26 protein-coding genes are annotated in these 26,690 nt (G+C 55.2%); 9 read left to right on the top strand and 17 right to left on the bottom strand.

What is annotated here, in order from left to right; all coding sequences use genetic code 11:
- Positions 1 to 78 precede the first annotated feature (78 nt).
- Positions 79 to 1,839, top strand: coding sequence for a Lon protease family protein (locus LBF07_RS19170; RefSeq protein WP_094934908.1), 1,761 nt, complete (start codon positions 79 to 81; stop codon positions 1,837 to 1,839).
- A 68-nt stretch (positions 1,840 to 1,907) separates the two neighbouring features.
- Positions 1,908 to 2,426, top strand: coding sequence for a 3-hydroxyacyl-[acyl-carrier-protein] dehydratase FabA (gene fabA / locus LBF07_RS19165; RefSeq protein ID WP_008499931.1), 519 nt, complete (start codon positions 1,908 to 1,910; stop codon positions 2,424 to 2,426).
- Between the two features lie 71 nt (positions 2,427 to 2,497).
- Here fabA and rmf read toward each other — a convergent pair whose 3' ends face one another.
- The 6 genes from rmf to rlmKL form a co-directional block, all read right to left on the bottom strand.
- Positions 2,498 to 2,665, bottom strand: coding sequence for a ribosome modulation factor (gene rmf / locus LBF07_RS19160; RefSeq protein WP_013097261.1), 168 nt, complete (start codon positions 2,663 to 2,665; stop codon positions 2,498 to 2,500).
- Positions 2,666 to 2,920: 255 nt separating this feature from the next.
- Positions 2,921 to 3,487: a membrane integrity-associated transporter subunit PqiC gene (gene pqiC, locus LBF07_RS19155; RefSeq protein ID WP_033145118.1), complete on the bottom strand. Its 567-nt coding sequence runs from the start codon at positions 3,485 to 3,487 to the stop codon at positions 2,921 to 2,923.
- Positions 3,484 to 5,124, bottom strand: coding sequence for an intermembrane transport protein PqiB (gene pqiB, locus LBF07_RS19150; protein ID WP_033145117.1), 1,641 nt, complete (start codon positions 5,122 to 5,124; stop codon positions 3,484 to 3,486). The genes pqiC and pqiB overlap by 4 nt, the downstream gene beginning before the upstream one ends.
- Positions 5,125 to 5,128: 4 nt before the next feature.
- Positions 5,129 to 6,382, bottom strand: coding sequence for a membrane integrity-associated transporter subunit PqiA (pqiA, locus tag LBF07_RS19145; protein WP_048979354.1), 1,254 nt, complete (start codon positions 6,380 to 6,382; stop codon positions 5,129 to 5,131).
- Positions 6,383 to 6,395: 13 nt separating this feature from the next.
- Entirely contained in the window at positions 6,396 to 8,303 is a 1,908-nt protein-coding gene (locus LBF07_RS19140; RefSeq protein ID WP_033145115.1) for an ABC transporter ATP-binding protein, read from the bottom strand.
- Positions 8,304 to 8,315: 12 nt separating this feature from the next.
- Complete coding sequence (rlmKL, locus tag LBF07_RS19135; protein WP_094934907.1) at positions 8,316 to 10,424, bottom strand: bifunctional 23S rRNA (guanine(2069)-N(7))-methyltransferase RlmK/23S rRNA (guanine(2445)-N(2))-methyltransferase RlmL; 2,109 nt, start codon at positions 10,422 to 10,424, stop codon at positions 8,316 to 8,318.
- Between the two features lie 98 nt (positions 10,425 to 10,522).
- On the opposite strand from rlmKL, the gene LBF07_RS19130 reads away from it, so the two are divergent.
- Positions 10,523 to 11,632: a YcbX family protein gene (locus tag LBF07_RS19130; RefSeq protein WP_094934906.1), complete on the top strand. Its 1,110-nt coding sequence runs from the start codon at positions 10,523 to 10,525 to the stop codon at positions 11,630 to 11,632.
- Here LBF07_RS19130 and zapC read toward each other — a convergent pair.
- Positions 11,629 to 12,171, bottom strand: coding sequence for a cell division protein ZapC (gene zapC, locus LBF07_RS19125; RefSeq protein ID WP_023311020.1), 543 nt, complete (start codon positions 12,169 to 12,171; stop codon positions 11,629 to 11,631). The genes LBF07_RS19130 and zapC overlap by 4 nt on opposite strands.
- Positions 12,172 to 12,336: 165 nt before the next feature.
- On the bottom strand, positions 12,337 to 13,347 hold the full coding sequence (pyrD, locus tag LBF07_RS19120) for a quinone-dependent dihydroorotate dehydrogenase (RefSeq protein ID WP_023311019.1): 1,011 nt from the start codon (positions 13,345 to 13,347) through the stop codon (positions 12,337 to 12,339).
- A gap of 248 nt (positions 13,348 to 13,595) precedes the next feature.
- Here pyrD and ssuE point away from each other — a divergent pair, with 248 nt between their 5' ends.
- The 5 genes from ssuE to ssuB are packed head-to-tail and all read left to right on the top strand — an operon-like array spanning position 13,596 to position 17,836.
- Positions 13,596 to 14,171: an NADPH-dependent FMN reductase gene (ssuE, locus tag LBF07_RS19115; RefSeq protein WP_094934905.1), complete on the top strand. Its 576-nt coding sequence runs from the start codon at positions 13,596 to 13,598 to the stop codon at positions 14,169 to 14,171.
- Complete coding sequence (locus LBF07_RS19110) at positions 14,164 to 15,126, top strand: sulfonate ABC transporter substrate-binding protein (protein WP_094934904.1); 963 nt, start codon at positions 14,164 to 14,166, stop codon at positions 15,124 to 15,126. Before ssuE ends, LBF07_RS19110 begins: the two co-directional genes overlap by 8 nt.
- On the top strand, positions 15,123 to 16,268 hold the full coding sequence (gene ssuD, locus LBF07_RS19105; protein WP_039261601.1) for an FMNH2-dependent alkanesulfonate monooxygenase: 1,146 nt from the start codon (positions 15,123 to 15,125) through the stop codon (positions 16,266 to 16,268). Before LBF07_RS19110 ends, ssuD begins: the two co-directional genes overlap by 4 nt.
- A 9-nt stretch (positions 16,269 to 16,277) precedes the next feature.
- Entirely contained in the window at positions 16,278 to 17,069 is a 792-nt protein-coding gene (gene ssuC / locus LBF07_RS19100) for an aliphatic sulfonate ABC transporter permease SsuC (RefSeq protein WP_023311016.1), read from the top strand.
- Positions 17,066 to 17,836 (top strand): aliphatic sulfonates ABC transporter ATP-binding protein, encoded by a 771-nt coding sequence (gene ssuB, locus LBF07_RS19095; protein WP_032658179.1) that lies wholly within the window; start codon positions 17,066 to 17,068, stop codon positions 17,834 to 17,836. The genes ssuC and ssuB overlap by 4 nt, the downstream gene beginning before the upstream one ends.
- 96 nt (positions 17,837 to 17,932) lie before the next feature.
- On the opposite strand, the gene pepN is transcribed toward ssuB, so the two are convergent.
- Positions 17,933 to 20,545 (bottom strand): aminopeptidase N, encoded by a 2,613-nt coding sequence (gene pepN / locus LBF07_RS19090; protein ID WP_094934903.1) that lies wholly within the window; start codon positions 20,543 to 20,545, stop codon positions 17,933 to 17,935.
- Between the two features lie 424 nt (positions 20,546 to 20,969).
- Here pepN and LBF07_RS19085 point away from each other — a divergent pair, with 424 nt between their 5' ends.
- Positions 20,970 to 21,236 carry a DinI family protein gene (locus tag LBF07_RS19085; protein ID WP_023292714.1) on the top strand — a complete coding sequence of 89 codons (267 nt, stop codon included), beginning with the start codon at positions 20,970 to 20,972 and terminating at the stop codon, positions 21,234 to 21,236.
- A gap of 42 nt (positions 21,237 to 21,278) precedes the next feature.
- On the opposite strand, the gene LBF07_RS19080 is transcribed toward LBF07_RS19085, so the two are convergent.
- From LBF07_RS19080 to LBF07_RS19045, 8 genes are all read right to left on the bottom strand, one after another.
- Complete coding sequence (locus LBF07_RS19080) at positions 21,279 to 21,710, bottom strand: tail fiber assembly protein (RefSeq protein ID WP_206462000.1); 432 nt, start codon at positions 21,708 to 21,710, stop codon at positions 21,279 to 21,281.
- A gap of 2 nt (positions 21,711 to 21,712) precedes the next feature.
- Positions 21,713 to 22,474, bottom strand: coding sequence for a phage tail protein (locus LBF07_RS19075; protein ID WP_206462001.1), 762 nt, complete (start codon positions 22,472 to 22,474; stop codon positions 21,713 to 21,715).
- A 44-nt stretch (positions 22,475 to 22,518) separates the two neighbouring features.
- A complete protein-coding gene (locus tag LBF07_RS19070; RefSeq protein ID WP_206462002.1) occupies positions 22,519 to 23,154 on the bottom strand; it encodes a DUF2612 domain-containing protein in 636 nt (211 codons plus the stop codon).
- Complete coding sequence (locus tag LBF07_RS19065) at positions 23,151 to 24,350, bottom strand: baseplate J/gp47 family protein (RefSeq protein WP_023150238.1); 1,200 nt, start codon at positions 24,348 to 24,350, stop codon at positions 23,151 to 23,153. The genes LBF07_RS19070 and LBF07_RS19065 overlap by 4 nt, the downstream gene beginning before the upstream one ends.
- Entirely contained in the window at positions 24,351 to 24,704 is a 354-nt protein-coding gene (locus LBF07_RS19060; RefSeq protein WP_094935658.1) for a hypothetical protein, read from the bottom strand.
- Positions 24,704 to 25,456 carry a Gp138 family membrane-puncturing spike protein gene (locus LBF07_RS19055; protein ID WP_224435051.1) on the bottom strand — a complete coding sequence of 251 codons (753 nt, stop codon included), beginning with the start codon at positions 25,454 to 25,456 and terminating at the stop codon, positions 24,704 to 24,706. Before LBF07_RS19055 ends, LBF07_RS19060 begins: the two co-directional genes overlap by 1 nt.
- A 63-nt stretch (positions 25,457 to 25,519) precedes the next feature.
- The gene (locus LBF07_RS19050; RefSeq protein WP_224435050.1) at positions 25,520 to 25,915 is read right to left on the bottom strand and encodes a hypothetical protein; all 396 of its coding nucleotides are present in this window, start codon (positions 25,913 to 25,915) and stop codon (positions 25,520 to 25,522) included.
- Complete coding sequence (locus LBF07_RS19045) at positions 25,896 to 26,681, bottom strand: hypothetical protein (RefSeq protein WP_206462047.1); 786 nt, start codon at positions 26,679 to 26,681, stop codon at positions 25,896 to 25,898. The genes LBF07_RS19050 and LBF07_RS19045 overlap by 20 nt, the downstream gene beginning before the upstream one ends.
- Positions 26,682 to 26,690 lie beyond the last annotated feature (9 nt).

Genomic DNA, 26,690 nt, shown 5'->3' with positions numbered 1-26,690 from the left:
ATCCCCAATCCTGCTTGGGTACAGCCCCCCGCTTACGGTATACTCCACGCTTTTACATCTGACTAAAAAACATCAACTTTGACCATTACGAAACTTGCATGGCGTGACCTTGTTCCGGATACCGAAAGTTACCAGGAACTGTTTGCACAGCCCGAACTCGCAAAAGAACACGAATTCATCCTTAGCGATACGCAGCCTCGTTTGCATTATGCGCTGGAGCAGGTGTTAAGCCCATGGGCAACAGCGCCCTTCATGCTGCTCAAGGCCCCGGAAGAAGCGGAATACCTGACGCTGCTCGGTGATGCCGTGCGCCAGCTGAAGCCGGAAGCGAACGCAGTTTTTGGCGGCCAGTATCGTATTGCGGGACATGATGTCACTTTCGAACCAACGGCGCAGGCCGATGGCCGTTTTGCCGCTAAGGGCGAAGTGATTACCGCTAACTGGGTCGAGGCGGAACAACTCTTTGGTTGTCTGCGCCAGTTTAACGGCGAACTTTCGCTGCAGCCGGGGCTGGTTCATCGCGCAAATGGCGGTGTTCTCATCATCTCACTGCGTACCCTGCTCTCGCAGCCGCTGCTGTGGATGCGTCTGAAAACTATCGTCAACCAGAAGCGTTTCGACTGGGTCGGCTACGATGAGTCTCGTCCTCTGCCTGTCTCTGTTCCGTCTATGCCGCTGTCGCTGACCGTCGTGCTGACGGGCGACCGCGAATCGCTGGCGGACTTCCAGGAAATGGAGCCGGAACTGGCTGAGCAGGCGGTGTATAGCGAATACGAAGACAATATCCAGATTGCCGATGCCGACGATATGGCGCAGTGGTGCCAGTGGGTGATGGCCGTTGCTGAGCGTTTTGCGCTGCCAACCCCTGCGGCTGACGCGTGGCCGGGCTTAATCCGCGAAGCGGTACGCTACACCGGTGACCAGGAAACGCTGCCGCTTTGCCCGCTCTGGATCGGCAAACAGCTGCGTGAAGTGGGTGTGATTAGCGGTAACGGGGCGTTCAGCGGAGAACAGCTCACTCAGATGCTGGCTCAGCGTGAGTGGCGAGAAGGCTATCTTGCCGACCGTATGCAGGATGAAATTCTGCTGGAACAAATTCTGGTGGAAACCGAAGGCGAACGCGTCGGGCAGATCAACGCCCTGTCGGTGATTGAATTTCCTGGCCATCCGCGCGCATTCGGGGAGCCGTCCCGTATCAGCTGCGTTGTGCACATTGGCGATGGCGAGTTCACCGATATTGAACGAAAAGCCGAGCTGGGCGGCAACATTCACGCGAAAGGCATGATGATCATGCAGGCGTTTTTGATGTCAGAGCTGCAGCTTGAGCAACAGATCCCCTTCTCCGCCTCGCTGACGTTTGAGCAGTCCTACAGCGAAGTGGATGGCGATAGCGCCTCTATGGCCGAGCTGTGCGCCTTAATCAGCGCCCTGGCGGAAGTGCCCATCAATCAGAACATCGCGATCACCGGTTCGGTGGACCAGTTCGGTCGTGCACAGCCAGTGGGAGGCCTCAACGAAAAAATTGAAGGCTTCTTCTCTATCTGTCAGCAGCGCGGTTTAAACGGCAAACAGGGTGTGATTATTCCTGCTCCCAACGCACGCCATTTGAGCCTCAGCCAGGATATTCTGGATGCGGTTGAGCAAGAGCAATTCACCATCTGGGCCATCGAAGGGATTGAGGATGCGCTACCCTTACTGACAAATCTGGTTTGGGATGGCGAAGGGCAAACCACCCTGATGCAGACTATCCAGGAGCGCATAGCTCAGGCGACACAGCAGGATTCTCGTCATCGTTATCCATGGCCGTTACGCTGGCTGGGCTGGTTTAGTTCGAACTGATCGGACTTGTTCAGCGTACACGTGTTAGCTATCCTGCGTCCTTCACTAAAATAAGGCTTACTGAGAACATGGTAGATAAACGCGAATCCTATACAAAAGAAGATCTTCTTGCCTCTGGTCGCGGTGAACTGTTTGGCGCTAAAGGCCCACAGTTACCGGCCCCGAACATGCTGATGATGGACCGTGTCGTGAAAATGACCGAAACCGGCGGCAACTTCGATAAGGGTTACGTAGAAGCAGAACTCGATATCAACCCGGACCTGTGGTTCTTCGGTTGCCACTTTATTGGCGATCCGGTAATGCCTGGCTGTCTGGGCCTGGATGCCATGTGGCAGCTGGTTGGCTTCTATCTGGGCTGGCTGGGCGGCGAAGGTAAAGGCCGCGCGCTGGGCGTGGGCGAAGTAAAATTCACTGGCCAGGTTCTGCCTACGGCGAAGAAAGTGACCTATCGTATTCACTTCAAGCGCATCGTTAACCGCCGCCTGATTATGGGCCTGGCAGATGGCGAAGTGCTGGTCGACGGTCGCCTGATCTATAGCGCAAGCGACCTGAAAGTTGGCCTGTTCCAGGATACTTCAGCTTTCTGATCGTGCTTTTGGCACCCCCAAAAAGGCGAAACCTCCGCATTGCGGAGGTTTCTTTTTTGAAAGAGACGTTATCAGGCTATGAGTGCCCTGTCGCCGATGGCTTCTCGCCAGCCTCCAAGCCATTGTGACCTTTGATTTATCGTCTGATAAGGACACATTTCTTTAGAACGTCCAGCGATGCCGGCCTGATAACCACGTTGATGAGCCCGTTCCAGGCGATCTCGTTTCTGTCTCTTCATGCCTCGTTTCCCTCATTCTTTTGTCTGGTGGAAAGAAAACAGTGTCTGCACTCAATGCACAGGCACAGATAACGAATACCCCGAATTAGTCGCATCGTCAATGTTCAAAATTCATACGGGTGTCATATTTGTGAGCTAGCCGGAAGTTCATTTGTACAAAAATTGTGACGTGGCACAAGTAACAATCTGAAGTGAAAACGAAAAAAAACCGCAATCAGCGACAGGCCAACTGCGGTTTTTGATGATGAATTTTACTTATGGCAGACGGGAAATTTCTCTCGCGATGCTGGCCGACTCCTGTGCCCAACCCTGAGCCAGGACTTTCACCATTTCGTCATAGCCATCTTTCTGCTGCTTCAGCTCCAGATGGAAAGGACGCTTAATCAGCTGCCCCTGATGGTTCAGCAACCACTCCCCGCTGATCACCACCGCACCGTCATAGCGGCCGTGGAAGCCCGTGACCGTGACGTTAAGCGTATCCTGGTCGTTACCCAGCGGCTGCGACGCGACAACCCAGCCCGGAAGCTGGCTGCCCAGATTGGCCACCAGCGTGTTACGCAGCTGCTGATCCAGCGGGCTGGCCCACAGGTTGTTCGTCGCAATCACGTATTTAACGTCGCTGGTCTGATAGACCACGCCGTTTCCTGCCAGATAATCCGGCACGGCAACCTGCTCAACCCACAGCTGGCGGTTTCCCTGGCTGGCCGTGCTTTGTCCACCGCTGTGGGTAGACACAGGCAGCTGATAGTAGCTTTTATTATCTACCCCTGAACTGCACGCCGTTAACAGCAGAGCGCCAACCATCAATAGCCACTTTTTCATTCTTTTGCCCTCTTCGGCTCAGGATCCTTTTTATCTTTCGCTTCGAACACCAGCGCATTGCTCTTCTCGTTGAGCGTTTTCAGCACCGGCTGCAGTTCACGCAAGACCTGATCAAGACGCTGCATATCTGCCACCATCTTGTTGTACGCCGCTGAACCCGGCTGGAAGCCCTGCATACTGCGGTTCAGCTCACGTAGCGTTTTCTGCATATCCTGCGGCAGCTGCTGCATGCTCTGGCTCGCAGTGATCTTGTTGATGTTATCCAGCGTGGTTTGCAGGCGACGCATCGTTGCCTGGCTTTCGCTCAGCGAGTTCGTCGCCGCTTCAATCATCGGATTCAGTGGCAGATTGTTGATCTTATCCAGCGTTTCCATCAGACGCTGCTGGATCTGAGCCAGACCGCTGCTCACCGTTGGGATGATCTTGTAGCCACCAAATTCACGAATACCGGTAATCGGCGGTGCTTTCGGGTAGAAGTCCATATCCACATACAGCGCACCGGTCACCAGATTACCCGTCTTCAAGGATCCACGCAGACCGCGGTCCATCAGTTGACTGATATGGGTGGCAATATCCTGATTCTCGCCAATCTGGTTAAGCAGACGTTCCGGCTCGATGCGGATCAGCACCGGAATACGATAATCATCGTCCAGCATCTGGCTCAGGCCCGGAACAAAGAACGGAACTTGCCCAACCGTACCAAGACGAATACCACGGAACTCAACGGGCGCGCCCGGCTGCAGGCCGCGGACGGAATCTTTGAAGAACATCAGGAAGTCGATGTGATCGGTATAAAGCGCGTCCTGAATGCTTCGCTGATCGTCAAAGAGTCTGAACGCCGTTTTCTCGGCAACCGGCTGCCCCAGATCCTGCCCTTCCGGCACATCAAAGCTCACCCCACCGCCAAACAGCGTGGTTAAGGAACCCATTTCTACGCGCATCCCCGCCGACGTAAGATCGACCGCGATCCCGCTGTCCTTCCAGAAGCGAACGTTGCTGGTCACCAGACGATCGTTTGGCGCATTGATGAAAAGCTGATAGCTGATGGTACGCTTTTGCGCATCGAAGGTGCTGGTTTCAACGGAACCGACGCGGTAGCCGCGGAACAGTACCGGGTCACCCGCCGTAAGCTGGCCTGCTTTTTTGCTGTCGAGGATCACGCGGATACCCTTGGCATCAGGCGGCGCAAGCGGCGGTGAGTCGAGAAGCTGATATTGCCCAGGCTGGCTGCCCTTCGTGCCGGGCTGCAGTTCAATATAGGCCCCGGAGAGCAGCGTCCCTAAGCCGCTGATCCCTTCGCGCCCCACCTGCGGTTTAACCACCCAGAAAACGGAATCGCCATGCAGCAGTTTTTCCATGCCGGCATTAAGGCGCGCCTTAATCTCCACATGGGTTAAATCGTCGGTCAGGGTTGCGCTTTCGACCACGCCCACATCCACGCTACGGCTTTTGATGGTCGTTTTACCGCCCTCAATCCCCTCGGCATTGGTGGTTATCAGCGTGACTTCCGGTCCCTGATGGCTGTAATGATAAAACAGGATCCATGCACCGATCAGCGCGGTCACGATGGGGAAAATCCACACCGGCGACCAGTTTTTGACCTTCTGCACTTTCGCCTCTCCACTCTTATTTTCCATGCTCTTACTCTTCCTCATGGCTTGATTCAGGCTCACGATCCCACGATAAACGAGGGTCGAAGGTCATGGCCGCAAACATGGTCATAATCACGACCAGTGCAAACATTAAAGCCCCCATCGCGGGATAAATACTCATCAAACCGCCCATCCGCACCAGTGCAGAGAGAACGGCGATGACAAACACGTCAATCATTGACCAGCGTCCGACAAACTCGACCACTTCATAAATCAGGTGCATGCGTTCGCTGTCGCGTTTTCCATGACCCTTCGCATCCCAACAGAGCCAGGCGATGGCGATCATTTTTAAGGTTGGCACCATAATACTGGCGATAAAGATCACGCCGGCGACAGGATAGGAACCTTCGCCCCACAGCAGGATCACCCCGGCGAGGATCGTCGAGGGCATTTTATCGCCGAGCAAATCGGTGATCATGATCGGTAGAATATTGGCAGGCAGATACAGCATGATGGAGGTGACCAGCAGGGCCATCGTCCACTGAAGGCTATTTTTACGGCGTACGTGACCCTTCGTTTCGCAGCGCGGACAAACGTCGAGATCGGCGGGCAGCACGGCGGTGCAGCATGGGCAGGAACGCAGCCCCTGACGAATGCCGGGCACGCCGACTTTTACCGTCTGCGCAAGCGTCGGTGCCGGGGCGATATCATCCCACGCCCAGCGTCTGTCCACGCACTGGAAGGCACGCAGCTGCAGGACACAGTACAGGCACCACGGAACAAAGCTGCTGCCGATCCCCACGTCGCCGTACGCCATGAGCTTCACGAAACTGACCAGAATGCCCGCCAGAAAGATCTCGGCCATGCCCCAGCTTTTAAGCTGAAAAAGGATACGCGCGAGCCGGATTTTCAATGATGAGGGCATCCTGACGCGGTTGACCAGCAAAAGGATAACGACCAGGCAAAAAGCCGGGACTATCTGGACAAACAGGAGAAAAAAGGTGCCGAGGCTGGCGTAATCTTCCGAGAACATCACGCCCGGGATTTCAAGCAGATCCACCTGGCTGGTTATCCCTCCCACCTTCATATAGATGAAAGGGAAGAGATTGGAGAGCAGCAGCATGAACAATGCTGCCAGAGCGTAAGCAGTGGGACGCTGCCGCGGCGCGTCCCACTCGGTTGTCAACGTTGCGCCGCAACGTGGACACAGGGCTTTATGTCCGTGACCAAGCTCTGGCAACGCCACGAGCATATCGCATTGCGAGCATAAAATATGCCTGTCGGCATGGTGCTGGTCACACATATGTTATCCCTGTCTATGCGCCGTTTTTCAGAGACTCAAGGTACTCCCAGCGCTCAAATGCTTCTTCCAGGGCTTTTTCAGCCGCGGACAGTTCAGCCAGTACTTTCTGAGTATAGTCATGCGATTGGGTAAAGAATGACGCATCAGCGACCTGTTTTTGCAGATCCTCAAGCGCGGCCTCCAGCTCTTCAAGACGCTGCGGTAGCCCCTCCAGTTCGCGCTGCAGGTTATAGCTTAGTTTAGCCGAGGTTTTCTTGACAGTTTCTGCTTTTGTTACAGCAGGTTCTGAACTTATTTTGGACTTTGACTGTTTCTGCGCCAGAGACTGCGATTGCTGCCCTTTTGCATCGTGATAACCACCTACGTATTGTCCAATTCGCCCTTCACCTTCGAAGATCCAGCACTCGGTTACGGTGTTATCCACGAACTGACGATCGTGGCTGACCAGCATTACGGTCCCCTGATAACCGTCAATCAATTCTTCAAGCAATTCCAGCGTTTCGACATCCAGGTCGTTCGTTGGTTCATCGAGAATCAACAGGTTACTTGGTTTCAGGAACAAACGCGCCAGCAGCAGACGATTACGCTCTCCGCCAGATAACGCACGCACTGGGGTCATCGCACGTTTCGGATGGAACAGGAAGTCCTGCAGATAGCCCAGTACGTGGCGCGGTTTGCCGTTTACCATTACCTCTTGCTTGCCTTCGGCGAGGTTATCCATCACCGTGCGGTCCGGATCCAGCTCCGCGCGGTGCTGGTCGAAGTAGGCCACTTCCAGCTTAGTCCCACAGTGAATGCGGCCGCTGTCGGCCTGCAGCTGGCCCAGCATCAGCTTCAGCAGCGTGGTTTTACCGCAGCCGTTCGGGCCGATAAGCGCAATTTTGTCGCCGCGCTGCACCTGGGCGGAGAAATCTTTCACCAGCACTTTGCCATCAACCTGATAGTTGACGTTTTCCATTTCGAAGACAATCTTGCCGGAACGGGACGCTTCTTCCACCTGCATTTTGGCGCTGCCCATCACTTCACGGCGTTCGCTGCGCTCACGGCGCATTGCCTTCAGAGCGCGCACGCGGCCTTCGTTACGGGTACGGCGGGCCTTGATGCCCTGGCGGATCCACACCTCTTCCTGCGCCAGCTTGCGGTCGAACTCCGCATTCTGCAGCTCTTCCACGCGCAGGTTTTCTTCTTTCTCCAGCAGATAGGTGTCGTAATCGCCAGGATAGGTGACCAGCTTGCCGCGGTCGAGATCGACAATACGCGTCGCCATGTTGCGAATAAACGAACGGTCGTGCGAGATAAAGATGATGGTGCCGCTGAAGGTTTTCAGGAAGCCTTCCAGCCAGTCAATCGCTTCGATATCCAGGTGGTTCGTCGGTTCGTCCAGCAGCAGCACCTTCGGCCCGCTGACCAGCGCGCGGCCCAGGGCCGCTTTACGCAGCCAGCCGCCGGAGAGCGCCGACAGCTCCATGTCCGCTTCCAGACCAAGCTGGGCCAGAACCTCGTTAATGCGGTTTTCAAGCTGCCACAGACCGTGGTGATCGAGCATCTCCTGCACTTTCGCCAGTTCGTTGAGGTTCTTGTCGCTCGGGTCGGTCATCACCAGATGCGAAATCTCGTGATAGCGCTTCAGGTATTCGGCCTGCTCAGAAATGCCTTCCGCCACGAAATCGTAAACGCTGCCGGTCACGTGACGCGGCGGGTCCTGCTGGAGACGGGAGACGATCAGATCCTGCTCGTAAACGATGCGACCGTCATCCAGCCCCTGTTCGCGGTTGAGGATTTTCATCAGCGTGGATTTACCCGCGCCGTTACGGCCCACCAGACAGACGCGCTCGTTATCTTCGATATGCAGCTCTGCATTATCGAGAAGCGGCGAGTCGCTGAAAGAGAGCCACGCGCCGTGCATACTAATTAAAGACATTTATTTTTCCTTTCAGGCCGCGGTAATCAACCAGCAGTTATGAATTTGACGGTTACGGGCAAAGTCCTGAGACAGCGTTTTTTGGCTGATTTCTTGTGCTTTCAGTCCCAGGGCTGCTAAGCCGTCATGATCCATACGGAAGCCGCGTTTGTTGTTCGAGAACATAATGGTACCGCCCTTACGCAGCAGGCGCTTCAGGTCGGTCATCAGGCGCAGGTGATCACGTTGAACGTCAAAGCTATCCTCCATGCGCTTGGAGTTGGAGAAGGTCGGCGGATCGATAAAGATCAGGTCGAACTGCTCGTCAGTATCACGCAGCCAGCCCAGCACGTCGGCCTGCATCAGTCGGTGCTGACGTCCGGTCAGCCCGTTAAGACGCAGGTTGCGCTCCGCCCACTCCAGATAGGTGCGGGACATATCCACCGTGGTGGTGCTCCGCGCACCGCCCAGACCCGCATGCACGCTCGCGCTGCCGGTATAGGAGAACAGGTTGAGGAAATCTTTGCCCTTGCTCATATGGCCCAGCATGCGACGCGCGATACGGTGGTCGAGGAACAGGCCGGTATCCAGATAGTCGGTCAGGTTGACCCACAGGCGAGCGTTGTATTCGCCCACTTCGATAAAATCACCCTTCTCGCCCATCTTCTGATACTGATTTTTTCCTTTCTGACGCTCGCGGGTTTTCAGCACCAGCTTGTTCGGCGCAATGCCGAGCACGGCGATGGTGGCCGCGATAACGTCCAGCATGCGCTGACGCGCTTTTTGCGCATCAATGGTTTTCGGTGGCGCATATTCCTGAATCACCACCCAGTCCGCGTAGCGGTCAACCGCCACGTTGTACTCCGGCAGGTCGGCGTCGTACAGGCGGTAGCATTCAATCCCTTCCTGCTTCGCCCACTTTTCATATTTTTTCAGGTTCTTGCGCAGGCGGTTGGCGTAATCCTCCGCCACGCCGGAAGGCTTACTGTCCGCCGCTTTCTCCGCCAGATGGTAGTTTTTCTGCACGCAGTCCAGCGGGCCGTTTTTCGCCTTAAACTGGCGATCGGCACGCAGCTGCAGGCAGCTCAGCAGCTCCGGCGAGGCGCTAAACAGCGACAGGTTCCAGCCGCCGAAGTAGTCCTTCATATTGCGCCCCAGCAGGCTGTGCAGGGCAATCAGCGCCGGCTCGCTGTCCAGACGCTCGCCGTATGGCGGGTTGCTGATCACGGTACCGTACGGGCCTTTTGGCAGCGGGTTGGTCAGGTTCGCCACGTCTTTCACCTCGAAGGTGACCAGCTCGCCGATACCGGCGCGACGGGCGTTGCTGCGCGCGCGTTCGATTACGCGCGGGTCACTGTCCGAACCGTAGAAGTGGGAGGTATACTCCGCCAGACCTTTACGCGCGCGGGTCTGCGCGTCGTCTTTGACCTCTTTCCAGAGCGCTTCGTCGTGCTGGGCCCAGCCTTTAAAGCCCCAGTGACCGCGATGCAGGCCCGGCGCGCGGTCGGTTGCCAGCATGGCCGCTTCAATCAGCAACGTACCGGAACCGCACATCGGATCGAGCAGCGGCGTGCCCGGCTGCCAGCCGGAGCGCATCACAATAGCGGCAGCCAGGGTTTCTTTAATTGGCGCCATACCGGTACGATCGCGGTAGCCGCGCAGGTGCAGGCCCGCGCCGCTCAGATCGAGAGAAATACTCGCCGTGTCGCCGTTGAGCCAGACGTTAATACGCAGATCCGGATTTTCGCGATCGACGTTCGGACGTTCCTTATTTTTACGCGTGAAGCAGTCCACAATGGCGTCTTTGACGCGCAGGGCACCGTACTGGCTGTTGCGGATCTCGTCGTTCACGCCGTTGAAATGCACCGCAAAGGTGGCATTAGGCGTGAAGATCTCTGTCCAGTCGATCATCTGTACGCCGGTATAGAGGTCCAGGTCGCTATAGACCTTGCACTCCTTCATCGGCAGCATGATGCGCGACGCCAGACGGCTCCACATCAGGCTCTGGTAAATAAGCCGCGTGTCGCCCTCAAAATGGACACCACCCTGAACCACCTGGCACTCTTGCGCGCCCAGGCTTTCCAGTTCAGTTTTTAACAGCTCTTCCAGCCCACGGGCCGTACTGGCAAACAGAGAATTCATATCGTCACTTTTACTCTTAGAAAATTGTCGCGCATTATAGCTAATATGGCGTGTATGTCATAAAGTTGAAGGCTTATTTTCATTTGTGGGAGTGTGCAGTGGCGACGTTATCCAGGCTTTTTATTCATCCGGTGAAATCCATGCGCGGCATCGGCGTCTCTCACGCGCTGGCCGACATGAGCGGATTCGCCTTCGATCGTATTTTTATGGTCACCGAGCCTGACGGCACGTTCATCACCGCACGCCAGTTCCCGCAGATGGTTCGCTTTACCCCTTCCCCGCTTCATGACGGTTTGCACCTTACCGCGCCGGACGGTTCCAGCGCGGTCATTCGCTTTGCTGATTTTGCGCCTGTCGATGCGCCAACGGAAGTGTGGGGCAATCATTTTACCGCGCGAATCGCCCCGGATGAAATTAACCGCTGGCTGAGCGGTTTCTTCTCCCGCGACGTGCAGCTGCGCTGGGTAGGTCCTGAACCGACGCGTCGCGTGAAGCGCCACGACGCCGTTCCCCTCTCCTTCGCCGATGGTTTCCCGTTCCTGCTGACTAACGAAGCCTCGCTGCGTGATTTACAAGTCCGCTGCAAGGCCAGCGTTCAGATGGAACAGTTCCGTCCGAACCTGGTGGTCACGGGCGCCGACGCCTGGGAAGAAGACACCTGGAAAGTGATCCGCATCGGCAGCGTCATCTTTGATGTCGTAAAACCCTGCAGCCGCTGCATTTTCACCACGGTGAGCCCTGAGAAAGGCCAGAAGCACCCTTCCGGCGAACCGCTGAAGACGCTGCAGTCTTTCCGCACCGCGCAGGACAACGGCGATGTGGATTTCGGCCAGAACCTGATCCCTCGCTCCAGCGGTGCAATCCGCGTCGGTGATGAGGTAGAAATTCTTGCCAGAGGGCTTGCAAAAGCGTACGGCTCGGGTCAGGAAGAAGAAATGGTCGACGTTGTGACAAATGTCGCCTCTGCGGTAGATATTCACTGGCAGGGCAACGTCATCCGTGGCAACAACCAGCAGGTATTGCTTGAGCAACTGGAGCAGGCAGGTATTCGCGTACCCTATTCCTGTCGCGCAGGCATTTGCGGATGCTGCCGCATCAGGCTGGTGGATGGAGAGGTTAGTGCGCTGAAAAAATCGGCAATTGGAAATGACGGCACAATTCTGTGCTGTAGCTGCATACCGAAAACGTCCGTACAGCTGGAAGCTTAAACCGCCTGTTCAAGGCTGAAGGAATCTACGCGCAGCTGCGGCTTCAGCCGGTCATTCATCACTTTAATGGCATCGCCAAGCTGCATCGTCCGCCCGGCAATGGTTACGCCGGGCTGTGCCAGCAGGCAGAGCGCAGCATTTTCACCAGGCTCAACCACCAGCAGGCTCACCTCTTCTGCGGTATCGCTCAGATTGACGCTGGCCGCGTCACCCGTTGCCGGGGTCCAGCTCATACCATGCGCAAGAAAATGCCAGCTTTTTGGCATTTGCGGTTTCAGGAAGCGGATAGCCACCAGCGCATTTAATACCAGCTCGGCACGCTGCTCTTTAGAGAGTACCAGATCGCGGCATTTTTCTTCAAAGGAGAAATAAAGCGCCGCATCGTCAACGCAAAAGCCCGACGGGGAAAATGCATCCGGGGTTAACATTCGGCGGGCAAAACGAGAACGAAACAACATGCCATTGGCTAAATCGAGCATCATTCGGTCATGCTCGTCGCAAAAATACCAGCGCCAGTTATCGTCAGGTTTAATTCGCATGTGTCTCTCCCGTCCCCAAACGTCCTGTACTAAAAATGTCCTGTTTGCCGCCTCGTTTATAACACCATTAATAAAAGACTATAATGACTAAATAAGCAACAGTGACGGAATATAAAACAACCAGGGCTGGAAATAAAGCCCTGGTTGTCTGATTAAGAGAAAAGATTAGATATGAGTAACGATTTCTTTAATCAGCGGCGGTCCTTTAAAAATAAAGCCGGAATAGATTTGCACCAGTGATGCACCCGCCGCCATCTTCTCGCGCGCAGCAATCACTGAGTCAATGCCGCCGACGCCAATAATCGGCAGACGTCCTTTTAATTCCGCAGACAGGGCGCGAATAATTTCGGTACTTTTTAATTGCACCGGACGTCCACTTAACCCACCCGCTTCGTCACAGTTTTTCATTCCCTGCACGAGGGAACGATCGAGAGTGGTATTGGTCGCAATAACACCATCAATATTATGGCGAACCAAACTGTCGGCAACCTGGATCAATTCTTCAGGAGAAAGATCCGGGGCGATCTTAACCGCGACCGGAACATATTTATGGTGGATCGTCTGGAGTTCATTTTGTTTATTTTTAATGGCACTCAGAAGATCGTCCAGCGCTTCGCCATATTGTAAGGAACGCAGACCCGGAGTATTGGGTGAAGAAATATTCACCGCAATATAACCGGCATAGGCGTAGACTTTTTCCATACAAATCAGATAGTCATCTTTACCCTGCTCTACCGGCGTGTCTTTATTTTTACCGATATTGATGCCTAATATTCCGTCAAAATGGGCTTTTTTTACGTTCTCAACCAGGTGATCAACACCGAGGTTATTAAAGCCCATGCGGTTGATCAGCCCTTCGGCTTCAACCAGGCGGAACAGGCGCGGCTTGTCATTTCCCGGCTGCGGGCGCGGCGTGACGGTACCGATTTCAATGGAGCCAAAGCCCATCGCGCCCAGGGCATCAATGCACTCGCCATTTTTGTCCAGACCGGCCGCCAGACCCAGCGGATTCTTAAAGGTCAGACCCATGCACTGCACAGGTTTTTCCGGCACATTCTGACGCACCAGAGCGGCCAGCGGCGTTCCGGTAATACGACGTAATTGCTGGAATGTAAATTCATGAGCGCGCTCAGGGTCGAGCTGGAAAAGGGCTTTACGAACGAAGGGGTAGTACATGAACTCTCCTGGATTCCCGGTGTGCAAACCGGGAGGGGATTATGGGCGATCCACGCGCGAAAGGGAATTGACCTGCGGCAAAAAATCAGCGTAAAACGCAATCGTTTACCTCCCCGTCTATTTCTTATGCACTTTTTCGCATTTTAATTGCAGATAAATCATTTAGTGGAATAACCGCGCGGTGTCACACTCCTGAAAATTGTTATGAATGTTAGATAAAAGCAAACAATTGGTTATAAGGAGGAAGTATGCGCGTCATTACCCTGGCCGGAAGTCCACGATTCCCTTCGCGCTCCAGCGCCCTGCTGGAATATGCCCGCGAAAAACTCAATGCCCTGGATGTGGAAGTGTGCCACTGGAACCTGCATAACTTCGAACCTGAAGATCTGCTCTACGCCCGCTTCGACAGCCCAGCGCTGAAAACGCTCATCGAGCAGCTTAACGGCGCTGACGGCTTAATTGTGGCAACACCTATTTATAAAGCCTCTTTTTCCGGGGCGCTGAAAACCCTGCTCGATCTGCTTCCGGAACGCGCCCTGGACGGCAAAGTCGTGCTGCCGCTGGCAACGGGCGGTACGGTTGCCCATTTACTGGCCGTGGATTATGCCCTGAAGCCGGTGCTGAACGCGCTGAAAGCGCAGGAGATCCTCCACGGCGTTTTCGCAGATGACTCCCAGGTTATCGATTATCAACATAAACCTCATTTTACGCCGAACCTGCAAACCCGCCTCGATACTGCCCTGGAAACCTTCTGGCATGCCCTGCACCGCCGGGATATCCAGGCCCCGGCGTTTGGTCAGCCTCAAGGAGTCGCACATGCTTAAAACGTTAACCCGCATCGGACTGGCAGGTCTGATGGCGCTTACCTCGCTGGCCCATGCCGCAGAAGCGGCTCCGGAAAGTTTGCGCATTGGCTATCAGAAAGGCAGCGTCAGCATGGTGCTGGCGAAAAGCCACCAGCTGCTGGAAAAACGCTTCCCGGACACCAAATTCTCCTGGGTGGAATTCCCGGCTGGCCCGCAGATGCTGGAGGCCCTGAACGTCGGCAGTATCGATCTCGGCAGCACGGGTGATATTCCGCCGATATTCGCCCAGGCGGCGGGAGCGGACCTCGTCTATGTTGGTGTTGAGCCGCCCAAACCGAAGGCCGAAGTGATCCTGGTGCCTGAAAACAGCGACATTAAAAGCGTCGCGGACCTCAAAGGGCATAAAGTGGCTTTCCAGAAAGGTTCCAGCTCGCACAACCTGCTGCTGCGTGCCCTGCAGGAAACCGGGCTGAAGTTCACTGACATTCAGCCCGTTTACCTGACGCCTGCCGACGCCCGCGCCGCGTTCCAGCAGAAGAACGTTGATGCCTGGGCCATCTGGGATCCGTACTACTCCGCCGCATTGCTGCAGGGCGGCGTTCGCGTGCTGAAAGACGGTACCACACTGAAGCAGACCGGCTCGTTCTATCTGGCCGCGCGTCCTTATGCGGAAAAGAACGGCGCATTTATTCAGGGCGTACTGGATACCTTTACTCAGGCCGATGCGCTGACCCAGACCCAGCGTCAGGAGAGCATTGCCCTGCTGGCGAAAACCATGGGCTTACCTGAGCCGGTGATCGCGAGCTATCTCAACCACCGTCCGCCGACCACCATTACGCCCGTGGACGCGCACGTCGCCGCGCTTCAGCAACAAACGGCTGACCTTTTCTATCAAAACCACCTGGTGCCAAAACAGGTCACTATTCGCGAACGCATCTGGCAGCCCGCAGGCAAAGAAGGAGCTAAATCATGAGTCTGAATCTTTTCTGGTTTTTACCCACCCACGGTGATGGACACTATCTTGGTACAGAAGAGGGCTCGCGCCCGGTTGACCACGGCTACCTGCAGCAAATTGCGCAGGCGGCGGACCGAATCGGTTTCACCGGAGTGCTGATCCCGACCGGACGTTCATGTGAAGATGCCTGGCTGGTCGCCGCGTCGATGATCCCGGTCACCCAGCGCCTGAAGTTCCTGGTTGCCTTACGCCCGAGCGTGGTCTCCCCCACCGTGGCGGCGCGTCAGGCGGCAACGCTGGACAGGCTGTCCAACGGTCGCGCCCTGTTTAACCTGGTGACGGGCAGCGATCCGCAGGAGCTGGCGGGCGATGGGGTGTTCCTCGACCATACCGAGCGCTACGAAGCCTCCGCCGAGTTTACCCGCGTCTGGCGACGTCTGCTGGAAGGTGAAACCGTCACCTTTGAAGGCAAGCATATTCACGTTCGTGACGCGAAGCTCTACTTCCCGCCGGTGCAGCAGCCGCGACCGCCGCTCTATTTTGGCGGATCGTCGGACGTAGCCCAGGATCTGGCGGCAGAACAGGTCGATCTCTATCTGACCTGGGGCGAACCGCCTGAGCTGGTGAAAGAAAAAATTGCCCAAGTACGCGCCAAAGCGGCCGCCCATGGGCGCAAGGTGCGCTTCGGCATTCGCCTGCACGTAATTGTGCGGGAAACCAATGAAGAAGCCTGGCAGGCCGCCGACCGCCTGATCTCCCACCTGGACGATGAGACCATCGCCAGGGCGCAGGCCGCGTTTGCGAAAACCGACTCCGTCGGACAGCACCGAATGGCGTCCCTGCACAACGGCAAGCGCGAGAACCTGGAGATCAGCCCGAACCTGTGGGCGGGCGTTGGCCTGGTGCGCGGCGGTGCGGGCACGGCGCTGGTCGGCGACGGACCGACCGTAGCCGCCCGGATTAATGAATACGCAGACCTGGGTATCGACAGCTTTATTCTCTCCGGTTATCCGCATCTGGAAGAGGCGTACAAGGTGGGCGAGCTGTTATTCCCGCATCTGGATGTCGCCATCCCGGAGATTCCGCAGCCGCAGCGGCTTCAGCTTCAGGGCGAAGCCGTGGCGAACGAGTTTATTCCACGCAAAGCCGCACAGAGCTAAGGAGTGACCATGTCTGCCACCTCCCAAAAATGGCTGCTGCGCGCCGCGCCGTGGTTTTTACCCGTCGGCATTGTGGCTCTCTGGCAGCTCGCGTCGTCCACCGGCTGGCTGTCGAGCCGCATTCTGCCCTCTCCGGAGGGCGTCGTAGAAGCTTTCTGGTCGCTGAGCGTCAGCGGTGAGCTGTGGCAGCATCTGGCGATCAGCTCCTGGCGCGCCGTGATTGGGTTTTCCATCGGCGGCAGCATCGGTCTGGTTCTGGGCCTGATCAGCGGCCTTTCCCGCTGGGGCGAGCGGTTGCTGGATACCTCCATTCAGATGCTGCGCAACGTGCCGCATCTGGCGCTGATCCCGCTGGTTATCCTGTGGTTTGGCATTGATGAGAGCGCCAAGATCTTCCTCGTGGCGCTGGGCACACTGTTCCCGATTTACATCAACACCTGGCACGGCATACGCAACATCGATCGCGGTCTGGTGGAGATGGCGCGCAGCTACGGCTTATCGGGTTTTTCCCTCTTTATACACGTGATCCTGCCGGGCGCCCTGCCCTCCATTATGGTCGGGGTGCGTTTTGCGCTCGGCCTGATGTGGCTGACGCTGATTGTGGCGGAGACCATCTCGGCCAACTCAGGTATTGGCTATCTGGCGATGAACGCCCGCGAATTCCTGCAAACGGACGTGGTGGTGGTTGCCATCATTCTGTATGCCCTGCTCGGCAAGCTCGCCGACGTCAGCGCCCAGTGGCTGGAGCGCAGCTGGCTGCGCTGGAACCCGGCCTATACCCTTCAGGAGGCGAAAGCATGAATACTGCACGACTGAACCAGGGAACGCCGTTACTGCTGAACGGCGTGACCAAACGCTACGGCGAAAACACCATTCTTAACGGGCTGGATCTGCATATTCCCGCCGGACAATTTGTGGCCGTTGTCGGGCGCAGCGGCGGCGGCAAGAGTACCCTGCTACGTCTTCTGGCCGGACTGGAAGCCCCCAACGGCGGTGACATTCTGGCAGGAACGACGCCGCTTTCGAATATTCAGGACGATACCCGCATGATGTTTCAGGATGCACGCCTGCTGCCGTGGAAAACGGTTATCGACAATGTCGGGCTCGGTCTTAAGGGCAGCTGGCGGGATGAAGCCCGCCAGGCGCTGGCCGCCGTTGGGCTGGAAAATCGTGCGGGTGAATGGCCTGCCGCCCTCTCGGGCGGGCAGAAGCAGCGCGTGGCGCTGGCGCGGGCGTTGATTCACCGTCCGGGCCTGCTGTTGCTTGATGAACCGCTCGGCGCGCTCGACGCCCTGACGCGGATCGAAATGCAGGATTTGATTGGATCCCTTTGGCAGGCGCACGGCTTTACGGTACTGCTGGTGACGCATGACGTGAGCGAGGCCGTCGCGATGGCTGACCGGGTGCTGTTAATAGAGGACGGGAAAATAGGTCTGGATCTGACGGTGGATCTTCCGCGCCCTCGCCGCGTGGGCTCGGCAAGGCTGGCGGAGCTGGAAGCTGAGGTATTGGATCGGGTGATGAAGCGCGGGGGGACGGAGTTACAGCGAGCCAAGGCTAATGCCTGATGCCCTCACCCCGGCCCTCTCCCACGGGGAGAAAACACTAAAAACGGCAACCGAGGTTGCCGTTCTGCTTTTACCTGCCCACCGGGCAATTTTTTATTACGCTAAGGCTTTAGCAATCTTCTCGTACAGATCGCCAGACAGGTTCTCCAGCCCTTTCAGCTGCTCAAGCGCGGCACGCATCTTCGCCTGACGCTTCGCATCGTAGCGTTTCAAACGGATCAGCGGCTCAATCAGGCGCGACGCCACCTGCGGGTTACGGCTGTTCAGCTCGGTCAGCATTTCCACCATGAACTGATACCCGCTGCCGTCTTCGGCGTGGAACGCGGCCGGGTTGCTGCTGGCAAACGCGCCAATCAGAGAACGCACGCGGTTTGGGTTGCTCAGGGTAAAGGAGCGATGCTTCAGCAGGCTGCGCACGTTGCTGAGCGCATCGGCCGCCGGGCTGGTCGCCTGCAGGATGAACCATTTGTCCATCACCAGGCCATCCTGATGCCACTTGTCGTCGTACTCCTGCATTAACGCATCACGGCACGGCAGTTCAGCGGCAACGCTTGCACCTAGCGCGGCCAGGGCGCCGGTCATGTTATCCGCTTCGTGGTACTGCTTGCTCACCAGAGTGTTCGCCAGCTCGGTTTCACCAAACGCCAGATAGCGCAGGCAGGTATTGCGCAGAGAACGTTTGCCAATGTCCGCGTGCTCAACGCGATAAGCATCAAGCTTATTGGCGTTATATATAGCCAGGAACTCATCGGCCAGCTCAGCAGCCAGCGTACGGGTCAGCGCTTCACGCACCGCCACGATGGCAATCGGGTCGATGATGTCAAACAGCTCGGCGATTTCAGTCGCTGACGGCAGGGTCAGAATTTCAGCGGCCAGGGCCGGGTCAATCTTCTCATCCAGCAGGATCGCGCGGAACGCGTCAGCCACATGGACAGGCAGCGACAGCGGCTGGCCCTGCTGATGACGGTTTACGTTGAGCTTAATGTAGGTCGCCAGCAGGCTTTGCGCCGCGTCCCAGCGGGAGAAGTCGTTACGCGCGTGACGCATCAGGAACGTCAGCTGCTGATCGCTCCACTTGTATTCCAGCTTCACCGGCGCGGAGAATTCACACAGCAGCGCAGGTACCGGCTGGAAGTAGACGTTATCGAAGATAAAGGTCTGCTCGGCCTGGGTCACGTTCAGCACGTGGTGTACCGGGTGGCCGCCCTTCTGGAGCGGGATGACTTTGCCTTCGTTATCGTACAGCTCAATGCTGAACGGAATATGCAGCGGATATTTCTCTTCCTGCTCCGCCGTCGGCGGCGTGCGCTGGCTGATGGTCAGCGTGTACTGCTCGGTTTCCGGATTGTAGTCGTCTTTGACGGTGACAATTGGCGTACCGGCCTGGCTGTACCAGCGGCGGAAGTGAGAGAGATCGACATTAGAGGCATCTTCCATCGCCTGCACAAAATCGTCGCAGGTGGCCGCGCTGCCGTCATGACGCTCGAAATACAGCTGCATCCCTTTCTGGAAGTTCTCCTCGCCCAGCAGGGTGTGGATCATGCGGATAATTTCAGCGCCCTTCTCGTACACCGTCAGAGTGTAGAAGTTGTTCATCTCGATGACTTTATCCGGGCGGATCGGGTGCGCCATTGGGCTGGCATCTTCCGCAAACTGCAGACCACGCATGGTACGCACGTTGTTGATGCGGTTCACCGCGCGTGAACCCAGGTCGGAGCTGAACTCCTGATCGCGGAAGACGGTCAGGCCTTCTTTCAGGCTCAGCTGGAACCAGTCGCGGCAGGTGACGCGGTTACCGGTCCAGTTGTGGAAATATTCGTGGCCGATAACGCGTTCGATATCAAGGTAGTCTTTGTCCGTTGCGGTATCGGTACGCGCCAGCACGTATTTGGAGTTAAAGACGTTAAGGCCTTTGTTCTCCATTGCGCCCATGTTGAAGAAATCGACGGCGACGATCATATAGATGTCGAGGTCATATTCGAGGCCGAAGCGCTCCTCGTCCCACTTCATGGAGTTGATGAGTGAGGTCATCGCCCACGGCGCGCGGTCAAGGTTGCCGCGGTCAACAAACAGCTCCAGCGCCACCTCGCGGCCTGAGCGCGTTTTGAAGGTGTCGCGCAGCACGTCGAAGTCCCCCGCCACCAGCGCAAACAGGTAGCACGGTTTCGGGAAGGGATCCTGCCACTGCACCCAGTGACGGCCATTCTCCAGCTCGCCTTCGCCTACGCGGTTGCCGTTGGAGAGCAGGAAGGGATACAGGGTTTTATCGGCGATGATTTTGGTGGTGAAGCGCGCCAGGACGTCTGGACGGTCGAGATACCAGGTTATATGGCGGAACCCTTCCGCTTCACACTGGGTACACAGCGCCACGCCCGACTGGTAAAGCCCTTCCAGCGCGGTGTTGGCGGCCGGGCTGATTTCATTCACGATGCGCAGCGTAAACTGTTCCGGCAGGTTGTCGATGACCAGCTGGTTGTTTTCTTCTTTATAGTCCGACCAGGCTTCATCATTAATATGCAGGGAGACCAGCGTCAGGTCTTCACCATCCAGACGCAGCGGCACCGCAGTTGCGCTATGGCGCATCACCTGGCTCACCGCCGTGACAACGGTTTTTGTGGCATCCAGGTCAAAAGTCAGATCGATTTCGCTAATCAGGTAATCCGGCGCACGGTAGTCGTGGCGGTATTTGGCTTGTGGCTGTTGTGTCATAGAAAACCTTATGCATCGTTTGTCGAGTAACGTTTCAATATATTCCTGTTGCGCAAAACGCGCTATGCAGAATGTTCATCTTTTCAGGGTCAAAACCCTTTTTTGCTACATTTGTATAATATGAACTCATAGTTTTTAAAATCGATAAAGATCGTCCAGGAGCGCTTTAAACAAGGGATGAGCGAGATCGAGATAAAGCTTGATTAACGAACTTTAACGAACTTCACATACCACTTTTGCCCCATCCATGCCCCACGCATAATTCTCGTCAACGCCAGACCACATCAGCCCTGCAGGGCAAATCGAAAACAAACACGCCAGCAGTATGTTCCCCAAAATTTGAAAACAAGCGGCTCATGCCTTGACAGACAAACCCGCCAAAGCAAAAATACTGTATATTCAAACAGTGATTAGCGGAGCACGTATGTTCGTAGAACTGGTTTATGACAAGCGAAATGTTGAGGGGCTCGAAGGGGCCAGAGAGATCATTCTGGCCGAGCTGACGAAGCGGGTGCACCAGATTTTCCCTGATGCCGAAGTGAAGGTGAAGCCGATGCAGGCAAACGGCCTGAATAGCGATGCCAGCAAAAGCGATCGGGAAAAACTGAACCGCATGCTGGAGGAAATGTTTGAAGAATCCGATATGTGGCTGGTATCTGAGTTCCCGACAGTTCGCCAGGTCGGTCTGTGATGTGAATAAGGCTGCCGGCATACCCCCGACAGCCTTTTTTATTTATGCGTCGTCTGCAGGCGGTGTCGGCCAGGTGATATCCGGAGCTTTCGACGTGTCTACCGCATCCAAAGCATCCAAGTAATCCAGCCACAAATTATACTGAGCCAGCGCATCCCCCTTCAGGCGTCCAATAGCAGCTTTACCAGGCCACTGCTTGCCATTCATGTAATCATTCGCCGAGTCAATTCTGGACTGCTTTTCTGCTTCAGCCTGTGCAACTAATTCATCATGAGATGGCGGTGGGATGTCAGCCCATGCTGGTAAACCATCCTCTCCTGCAACACGCATTTTTCCCGCTGGAGTTATCTGGAATTCTGCGAATATCAAATCATCAACCTCAATCCCATCCTCAGGCCATGTTCCAGCATCAATGTAATTCTGCTTCATTGATAATGGGTAGAATGCATTTTTAACTTTGCTATATACGTACATGTTTACCTCCCGATTGCCATCCAAGCCTGTTCAACCACTGTCGCGGCACTTGCGTTAAAATTGAAACCATTATTTTGATAGTTATTTGCCGTAATGTTTGTCGCTGTCGCACCAACAGCACCAAGCAAAACAACATATGTAAGTGACGGGAATGGGATTGGGTAACCAACGAAAACTCCACCAGCAGGAATGAGAGCCCTTCCCCATTGCACAATCAGCCCTCCTGGTAGTTTCTGGTAACCATTTGTTGTTCCGGCTGTGACAAATGCGCTCATGTCGGGAATTTGATTTGCTGCCGTACCAACATCGCGCTTCGCTGCTGTTTTCAAACCGAGGTATGCGAGAAGGTTATCCACAGTTGTCTGACCTATGACGTCTCTACCTACCTGAGTGAGGTCGGTCTGCGCAGCAGTGTCTGCCCCGGTGAAATACGGGAGTTTATTTGCACCGGTATTCAGTGCGGCCAGTGCCGTCAGCGTGGCGTCAAGCGCCTGGAAATCCTTACCGAACGCGGCGGACATTTTGGCGATAAACCCGTTCAGGTCACCATCATCAAGTACATCCAGACCGCTTTTGTTGGCGGTGTACTGCGCCAGCGCTGCAGCTATAAAGCTGGCCTGCCGGATAGCTTTGTTCACTTGTGCTGATTTTGCTGGCCCACTAATAAAGCCAGACAGCCGCGCCGGGAGCGCCTCCCAGTCAGCCTGTGACATAACGTTAGCGTTAGGATCAAGCGCGAATGCTTTAAAGTTATTTGTTGCCATTAGAGTAAAGTCCCCCATGCTCCAACATCGAACCCGCCGATGTATTAGTTATCCATATCAAACCCAAAGAATTTAGAGCCTTCTGACGGTGTTTCTACCGAAGGCGTTTCCACGTCACCGGCCCATACGCCAGCAGCTTTAACGGTGAGATAGCCCTGTTTAATAGCGGCGATCAGTTCTAGAGACACTTCAGAAATGTCAGTCTCGGGAAAAACCCAGACCGAGATCGTCATGTCCTGGTTGTCGATGATTTGCATCTTCAGGCCAGAGCCTGCGGTCGCAGCGTCAAGGATGGAAGGCAGCGAATCATTGCGGCCGTCCCAGTTGTTGATAGCGATTTTTGCTTTAAGAACGATGCGGTAGGTTGCATCGCTCAGCGTGGTATAACCTGAATCGGGGTCATACGGGCCTTGCCATACACCCTGGCCATATCCTAGCCCGTCAGTGTCCCAGCTGAAATAAACGCCGCTTATAGGCTGGCTGACGATTCGACTGCGACCAATCCAGAGGCCGAGCGTATCGAGCTGGACGCCGACAGCGGTATCAATATCGAAAGCGCTTACCAGCCCCCGGGTGGCGCCGGTGATATCAATCAGTGGCCGCGTGCTCAGGTCGACGTGATCAAAAAATTTCGGCTTCGTGGCGTGATAGTTGGTGATTAAGTCCGTGTACTTGCTCATGACGTCACCGTTAGAACAATGTTTTCGGGTTTACACGACGCGGATTCGTTGTAGGCGATGATGATGTTTGCCGCCGCGACGCTACCGGCTGATTTGCCAATCAGCAGCTCCTGTATGTCGTAGTAGCGCGCATTGCCGCCACTCACTACGCCGAGGTTAGCGGGAGAATAAATCCTGCTCAGCAGCACATCGTCACCGATCGTCAGCCCGTTGATGTAATCCGCGACGGCCTGCTGAATCTGTACGCCAATTTGCGACGTGTAGCCGGTGAATGCCTTCAGGGTGATATGCCCATAAATCGGGACATCAGTAGAACGCGAGAAGCTGATTACATGAGGATTGCCGTAAGTGTCCGGTACCGTGACAGAGGTCGTCCCGTAAGTTGCCGTTCCCTGCCCTTTGTTTCCCCGGATTGTCTGGGCTATTTCGGTAACATCGCCACCGTCAACAATCGCGGAAATAGAGTGCGGAGGCAGCCCGTTGCTGTCGGTTGCACCAGTATCATTCTCGTAGAGCTTGTGACGCGTCACGCCTGCAACGTTGGCGATCGCACCGTCGACACCTTCAAACGGTGTGAGTGACGGCAGAGCGACGCTTTGCCCCTGCCTGATGCGCAGCTCTGCGTCGGTTTCAGCCGGTGCGCCTACGGTGGCCGCCGCCGGGTTGGTTACCGATGCCCAGCCACGGGTCGGCGTGTTGATAGTGGTAATCGTCCCGGCCAGCGCCGCAACCGCTCCGCTGTTTGAACAGGTAGCAGTTACCGTCACGGTACCACCGACACCGATCGTCACCGAGGCAGGAAGTCGCCAGATCACGTTATTCGTGTCTTTCACAGTACCGTTTGTGATGGATGTCCCGGCAGTACCGGTCAGAACGAGATCCACGGTAGAGTTCGTCGCCCCCCGGCGCGCGATACCGTTAATTTTTACGTTACTCGTCAGTGCTGCACCGTAACCCGTAGCAGGTGAGAAGCAGTTATAAACGGAGATGGCCGTGTTGTTGGCATCGTGGATAGCCAGCGCCACCAGCGCCACCATCTGGCCGTCTTTGCTGTCTGGCTCCAGATAAGCGTCACTGCCATAAATCTGCTGGAAATAGCTCGTCAGGGTATCGAGTATCGTCTGGTAATCAGGCGCACTGATCCCCTCAGCGGTTACCGTTGCCGATAAGCCGAGTGTGTCCAAATTGAGGGCCATTTATGCCTCGCTGGTTACTGTCGTTGTTCCGTAGATGGTGTCGATTTCAGCGAAGAACTGGACGCGGCGCGTCGTCGTGTTCACTGTCGTATTGAAAGAGAGGATGGATTTAACGCCCCGCGTTTCGAGGATGCGCTTACGGATCGCCAGGTTGTAGGTTTCCGGCTTCTGCTTACCGAGTACGGACTGAATCCACGGAGTCCCCTCGGTGGTGTCGAGAAACCATTGCCCATACCACAATTCGAATCGCGTTTTTACCGCCTGCGCCACGGCCTCCGGTGAGTTAATCAGCCAGGTATCATCGCCGCTGCCAAAGGTGTAATCCCCCTCGGCGTCTTCACGTCTGTATCGCATCAGTTCACCCCGTCTGTGTTGCTTCCGCCTCGCTGAACCCCGCCGTGCGTGTGCGTATCATCAATTGACTTGCCGTTAGCTTTAACGGTACCGATAAACTCGACAGCGCCGGTGATTTTGGATGCAACGCCAGAAGCGACAGAACCCACCATTCCACCCAGCCAGGACAGGAGCCCGTGAATGGTAACTTTCGCCGAGAAGTCGGCCTGCGGGGTAACTACATCCAGACCGCCTGGCGCTACGATTTTAATTTTCTGCGTAGTGGGGTTGAGCTCAAAGAACGTGCTTCCGTCGTCGCTGCGCAGCTGAGCGGCCCCCGTACTGATTCCGCTGATTTTCTGCGCCTGAGACTGCGGCCCGACGATACAGAACGCATCCGATAAATCATGCACCCGGTCGTCGACAGGCTCCTGTACCCCGCCGTTCTGCCACCAGAAATCGATACAGCGATCTGCAAAAATCACCAGGCATTCATCACCGGCTTTCACCGGGAACGTTAGCGTGCAGCCGCCGCCGCGCGGAAATACCACCGGTACATCCACCAGCAGCGGGTAATTTTTGGTAATGCGGTTCCCGTCGTTATCTGTTTCAACCGAACGGATAGCAGGCTGCACAACCGCTGTCACCGTGCCGGGATCGAATGACTGAACGATGCCAGGCAAAGCGACGCGGATCTGGTTCTTTGTTGTGTCCCGCTCAGATTTGAATGTTTCGGCAAGGTCGCCGCTGCGGGTCTGGTCTGATACTGCCATTTGGTAGGCTCCAGAAAGCAAAAAACCCGCCAGGCGGCGGGTTCGATATAACATGGAAAGCGACTAAGATGCTTTAGCTGATTTTAATGCAGTCCACTTTGAGAAATACAATTCAGCAGACGCAATTGCTGTCTCAGCCATCTCTTTTGAAACTGAAATATCTGCGATATGGTAATCAGCTTCATTTCTGGCATCACGCAATTGCTTTAGGTTGTAACCAAGCAGTCGCATAGTACGAGAATCATATGGCTCACCTTTACATTCTGCCGGTGTTGTCATATATCCAATGAGGTTCCCATGGTGGTTGCTTGAATATTTCGGGACACAAGTAAGACTGGCCATAGTTTCATGGTACATCGAATAATATGCCCGGGAAATAGCGCTTCGCCATGAAGCCTCATCTGCCATTGAACTGTATTGTTTGGCTACATTAAAGAAATCAATACTGTTTATCGACATAGCTAACCCCCGTATGAAGAATTCTCGGCGCAGAGAAACGAGCTATTAACTCACAGTCGTCTAACCGAGGCTCCATGCATACAGCTTCAGCTAATGCAAAATTCATTTGAGCGATCGATTTAGGATCTTTGTTTTTTATATCAGCCACATAGCATTTATTGCCATTTCGGCTGACTTCAAGCAAACCAGTTTCTGCTGAAAAGTCCTTAGCTACTGTCGCTACGATTTCCGCGAGCAAATTAAATTGCTCTGGAGAGCATCCAGTAGAATTATAGGCATCATCAATCTCTGACAATAATTCTGCTTTCTGTAATATTGCCAATTCCCTGCCCTCCTCGTCGGAAAGAAGTTTGATATGCTGATCAATATATTTAATAAGCAAATCTCTGTAACCGAAACGATATGCAGATGAGAAAGCTAATGCAGTGAATTTCTTCGTCTGAAACTTTTCGACAAATTCTAATGATTTATCACGAAGCCTAATTGCATCATTGTTATATTTAGTTACATAAATATAATTTGCAGCGATTGCAGGATCATCAACATAAGAAAGAGCGGTCTCAAAGACTGAATATGCCTTATCAAACTTACCAGCAGCAGCGTGCAGTATACCAAGAGCACTTACAGCATTAGCTGTATTCTCTTTCTCCAAATCCCTTACAGCACGACGATACTCGAGCTCATTTACAGGCGTGCCTGCTTCTAGCATGTCGCCATACAGCTCAATCAACTCGCCAGCTTTTTCCTTAGGTACACAACCAGCCATATCCGCTCA

Origin of the sequence: Enterobacter cloacae complex sp. ECL352 (assembly GCF_020149545.1) — a bacterium.
GTDB classification, from domain to species: Bacteria; Pseudomonadota; Gammaproteobacteria; order Enterobacterales; family Enterobacteriaceae; genus Enterobacter; species Enterobacter asburiae_B.
This window is presented reverse-complemented; position numbering and strand designations above follow the sequence as displayed.

Bases quoted from the DNA above. Each gene is read 5' to 3' on its own strand.
- LBF07_RS19070 (WP_206462002.1), bottom strand. From the start codon at position 23,154: ATGAGCAAGTACACGGACTTAATCACCAACTATCACGCCACGAAGCCG.
- LBF07_RS19140 (WP_033145115.1), bottom strand. From the start codon at position 8,303: ATGTCTTTAATTAGTATGCACGGCGCGTGGCTCTCTTTCAGCGACTCG.
- LBF07_RS19045 (WP_206462047.1), bottom strand. From the start codon at position 26,681: ATGGCTGGTTGTGTACCTAAGGAAAAAGCTGGCGAGTTGATTGAGCTG.
- zapC (WP_023311020.1), bottom strand. From the start codon at position 12,171: ATGCGAATTAAACCTGACGATAACTGGCGCTGGTATTTTTGCGACGAG.
- rlmKL (WP_094934907.1), bottom strand. From the start codon at position 10,424: ATGAATTCTCTGTTTGCCAGTACGGCCCGTGGGCTGGAAGAGCTGTTA.
- LBF07_RS19060 (WP_094935658.1), bottom strand. From the start codon at position 24,704: ATGCGATACAGACGTGAAGACGCCGAGGGGGATTACACCTTTGGCAGC.
- ssuD (WP_039261601.1), top strand. From the start codon at position 15,123: ATGAGTCTGAATCTTTTCTGGTTTTTACCCACCCACGGTGATGGACAC.
- LBF07_RS19085 (WP_023292714.1), top strand. From the start codon at position 20,970: ATGTTCGTAGAACTGGTTTATGACAAGCGAAATGTTGAGGGGCTCGAA.
- ssuB (WP_032658179.1), top strand. From the start codon at position 17,066: ATGAATACTGCACGACTGAACCAGGGAACGCCGTTACTGCTGAACGGC.
- pqiC (WP_033145118.1), bottom strand. From the start codon at position 3,487: ATGAAAAAGTGGCTATTGATGGTTGGCGCTCTGCTGTTAACGGCGTGC.
- pepN (WP_094934903.1), bottom strand. From the start codon at position 20,545: ATGACACAACAGCCACAAGCCAAATACCGCCACGACTACCGTGCGCCG.
- ssuC (WP_023311016.1), top strand. From the start codon at position 16,278: ATGTCTGCCACCTCCCAAAAATGGCTGCTGCGCGCCGCGCCGTGGTTT.
- LBF07_RS19065 (WP_023150238.1), bottom strand. From the start codon at position 24,350: ATGGCCCTCAATTTGGACACACTCGGCTTATCGGCAACGGTAACCGCT.
- LBF07_RS19055 (WP_224435051.1), bottom strand. From the start codon at position 25,456: ATGGCAGTATCAGACCAGACCCGCAGCGGCGACCTTGCCGAAACATTC.
- ssuE (WP_094934905.1), top strand. From the start codon at position 13,596: ATGCGCGTCATTACCCTGGCCGGAAGTCCACGATTCCCTTCGCGCTCC.
- pqiA (WP_048979354.1), bottom strand. From the start codon at position 6,382: ATGTGTGACCAGCACCATGCCGACAGGCATATTTTATGCTCGCAATGC.
- pqiB (WP_033145117.1), bottom strand. From the start codon at position 5,124: ATGGAAAATAAGAGTGGAGAGGCGAAAGTGCAGAAGGTCAAAAACTGG.
- LBF07_RS19080 (WP_206462000.1), bottom strand. From the start codon at position 21,710: ATGTACGTATATAGCAAAGTTAAAAATGCATTCTACCCATTATCAATG.
- pyrD (WP_023311019.1), bottom strand. From the start codon at position 13,347: ATGTACTACCCCTTCGTTCGTAAAGCCCTTTTCCAGCTCGACCCTGAG.
- LBF07_RS19110 (WP_094934904.1), top strand. From the start codon at position 14,164: ATGCTTAAAACGTTAACCCGCATCGGACTGGCAGGTCTGATGGCGCTT.
- rmf (WP_013097261.1), bottom strand. From the start codon at position 2,665: ATGAAGAGACAGAAACGAGATCGCCTGGAACGGGCTCATCAACGTGGT.
- fabA (WP_008499931.1), top strand. From the start codon at position 1,908: ATGGTAGATAAACGCGAATCCTATACAAAAGAAGATCTTCTTGCCTCT.
- LBF07_RS19075 (WP_206462001.1), bottom strand. From the start codon at position 22,474: ATGGCAACAAATAACTTTAAAGCATTCGCGCTTGATCCTAACGCTAAC.
- LBF07_RS19050 (WP_224435050.1), bottom strand. From the start codon at position 25,915: ATGTCGATAAACAGTATTGATTTCTTTAATGTAGCCAAACAATACAGT.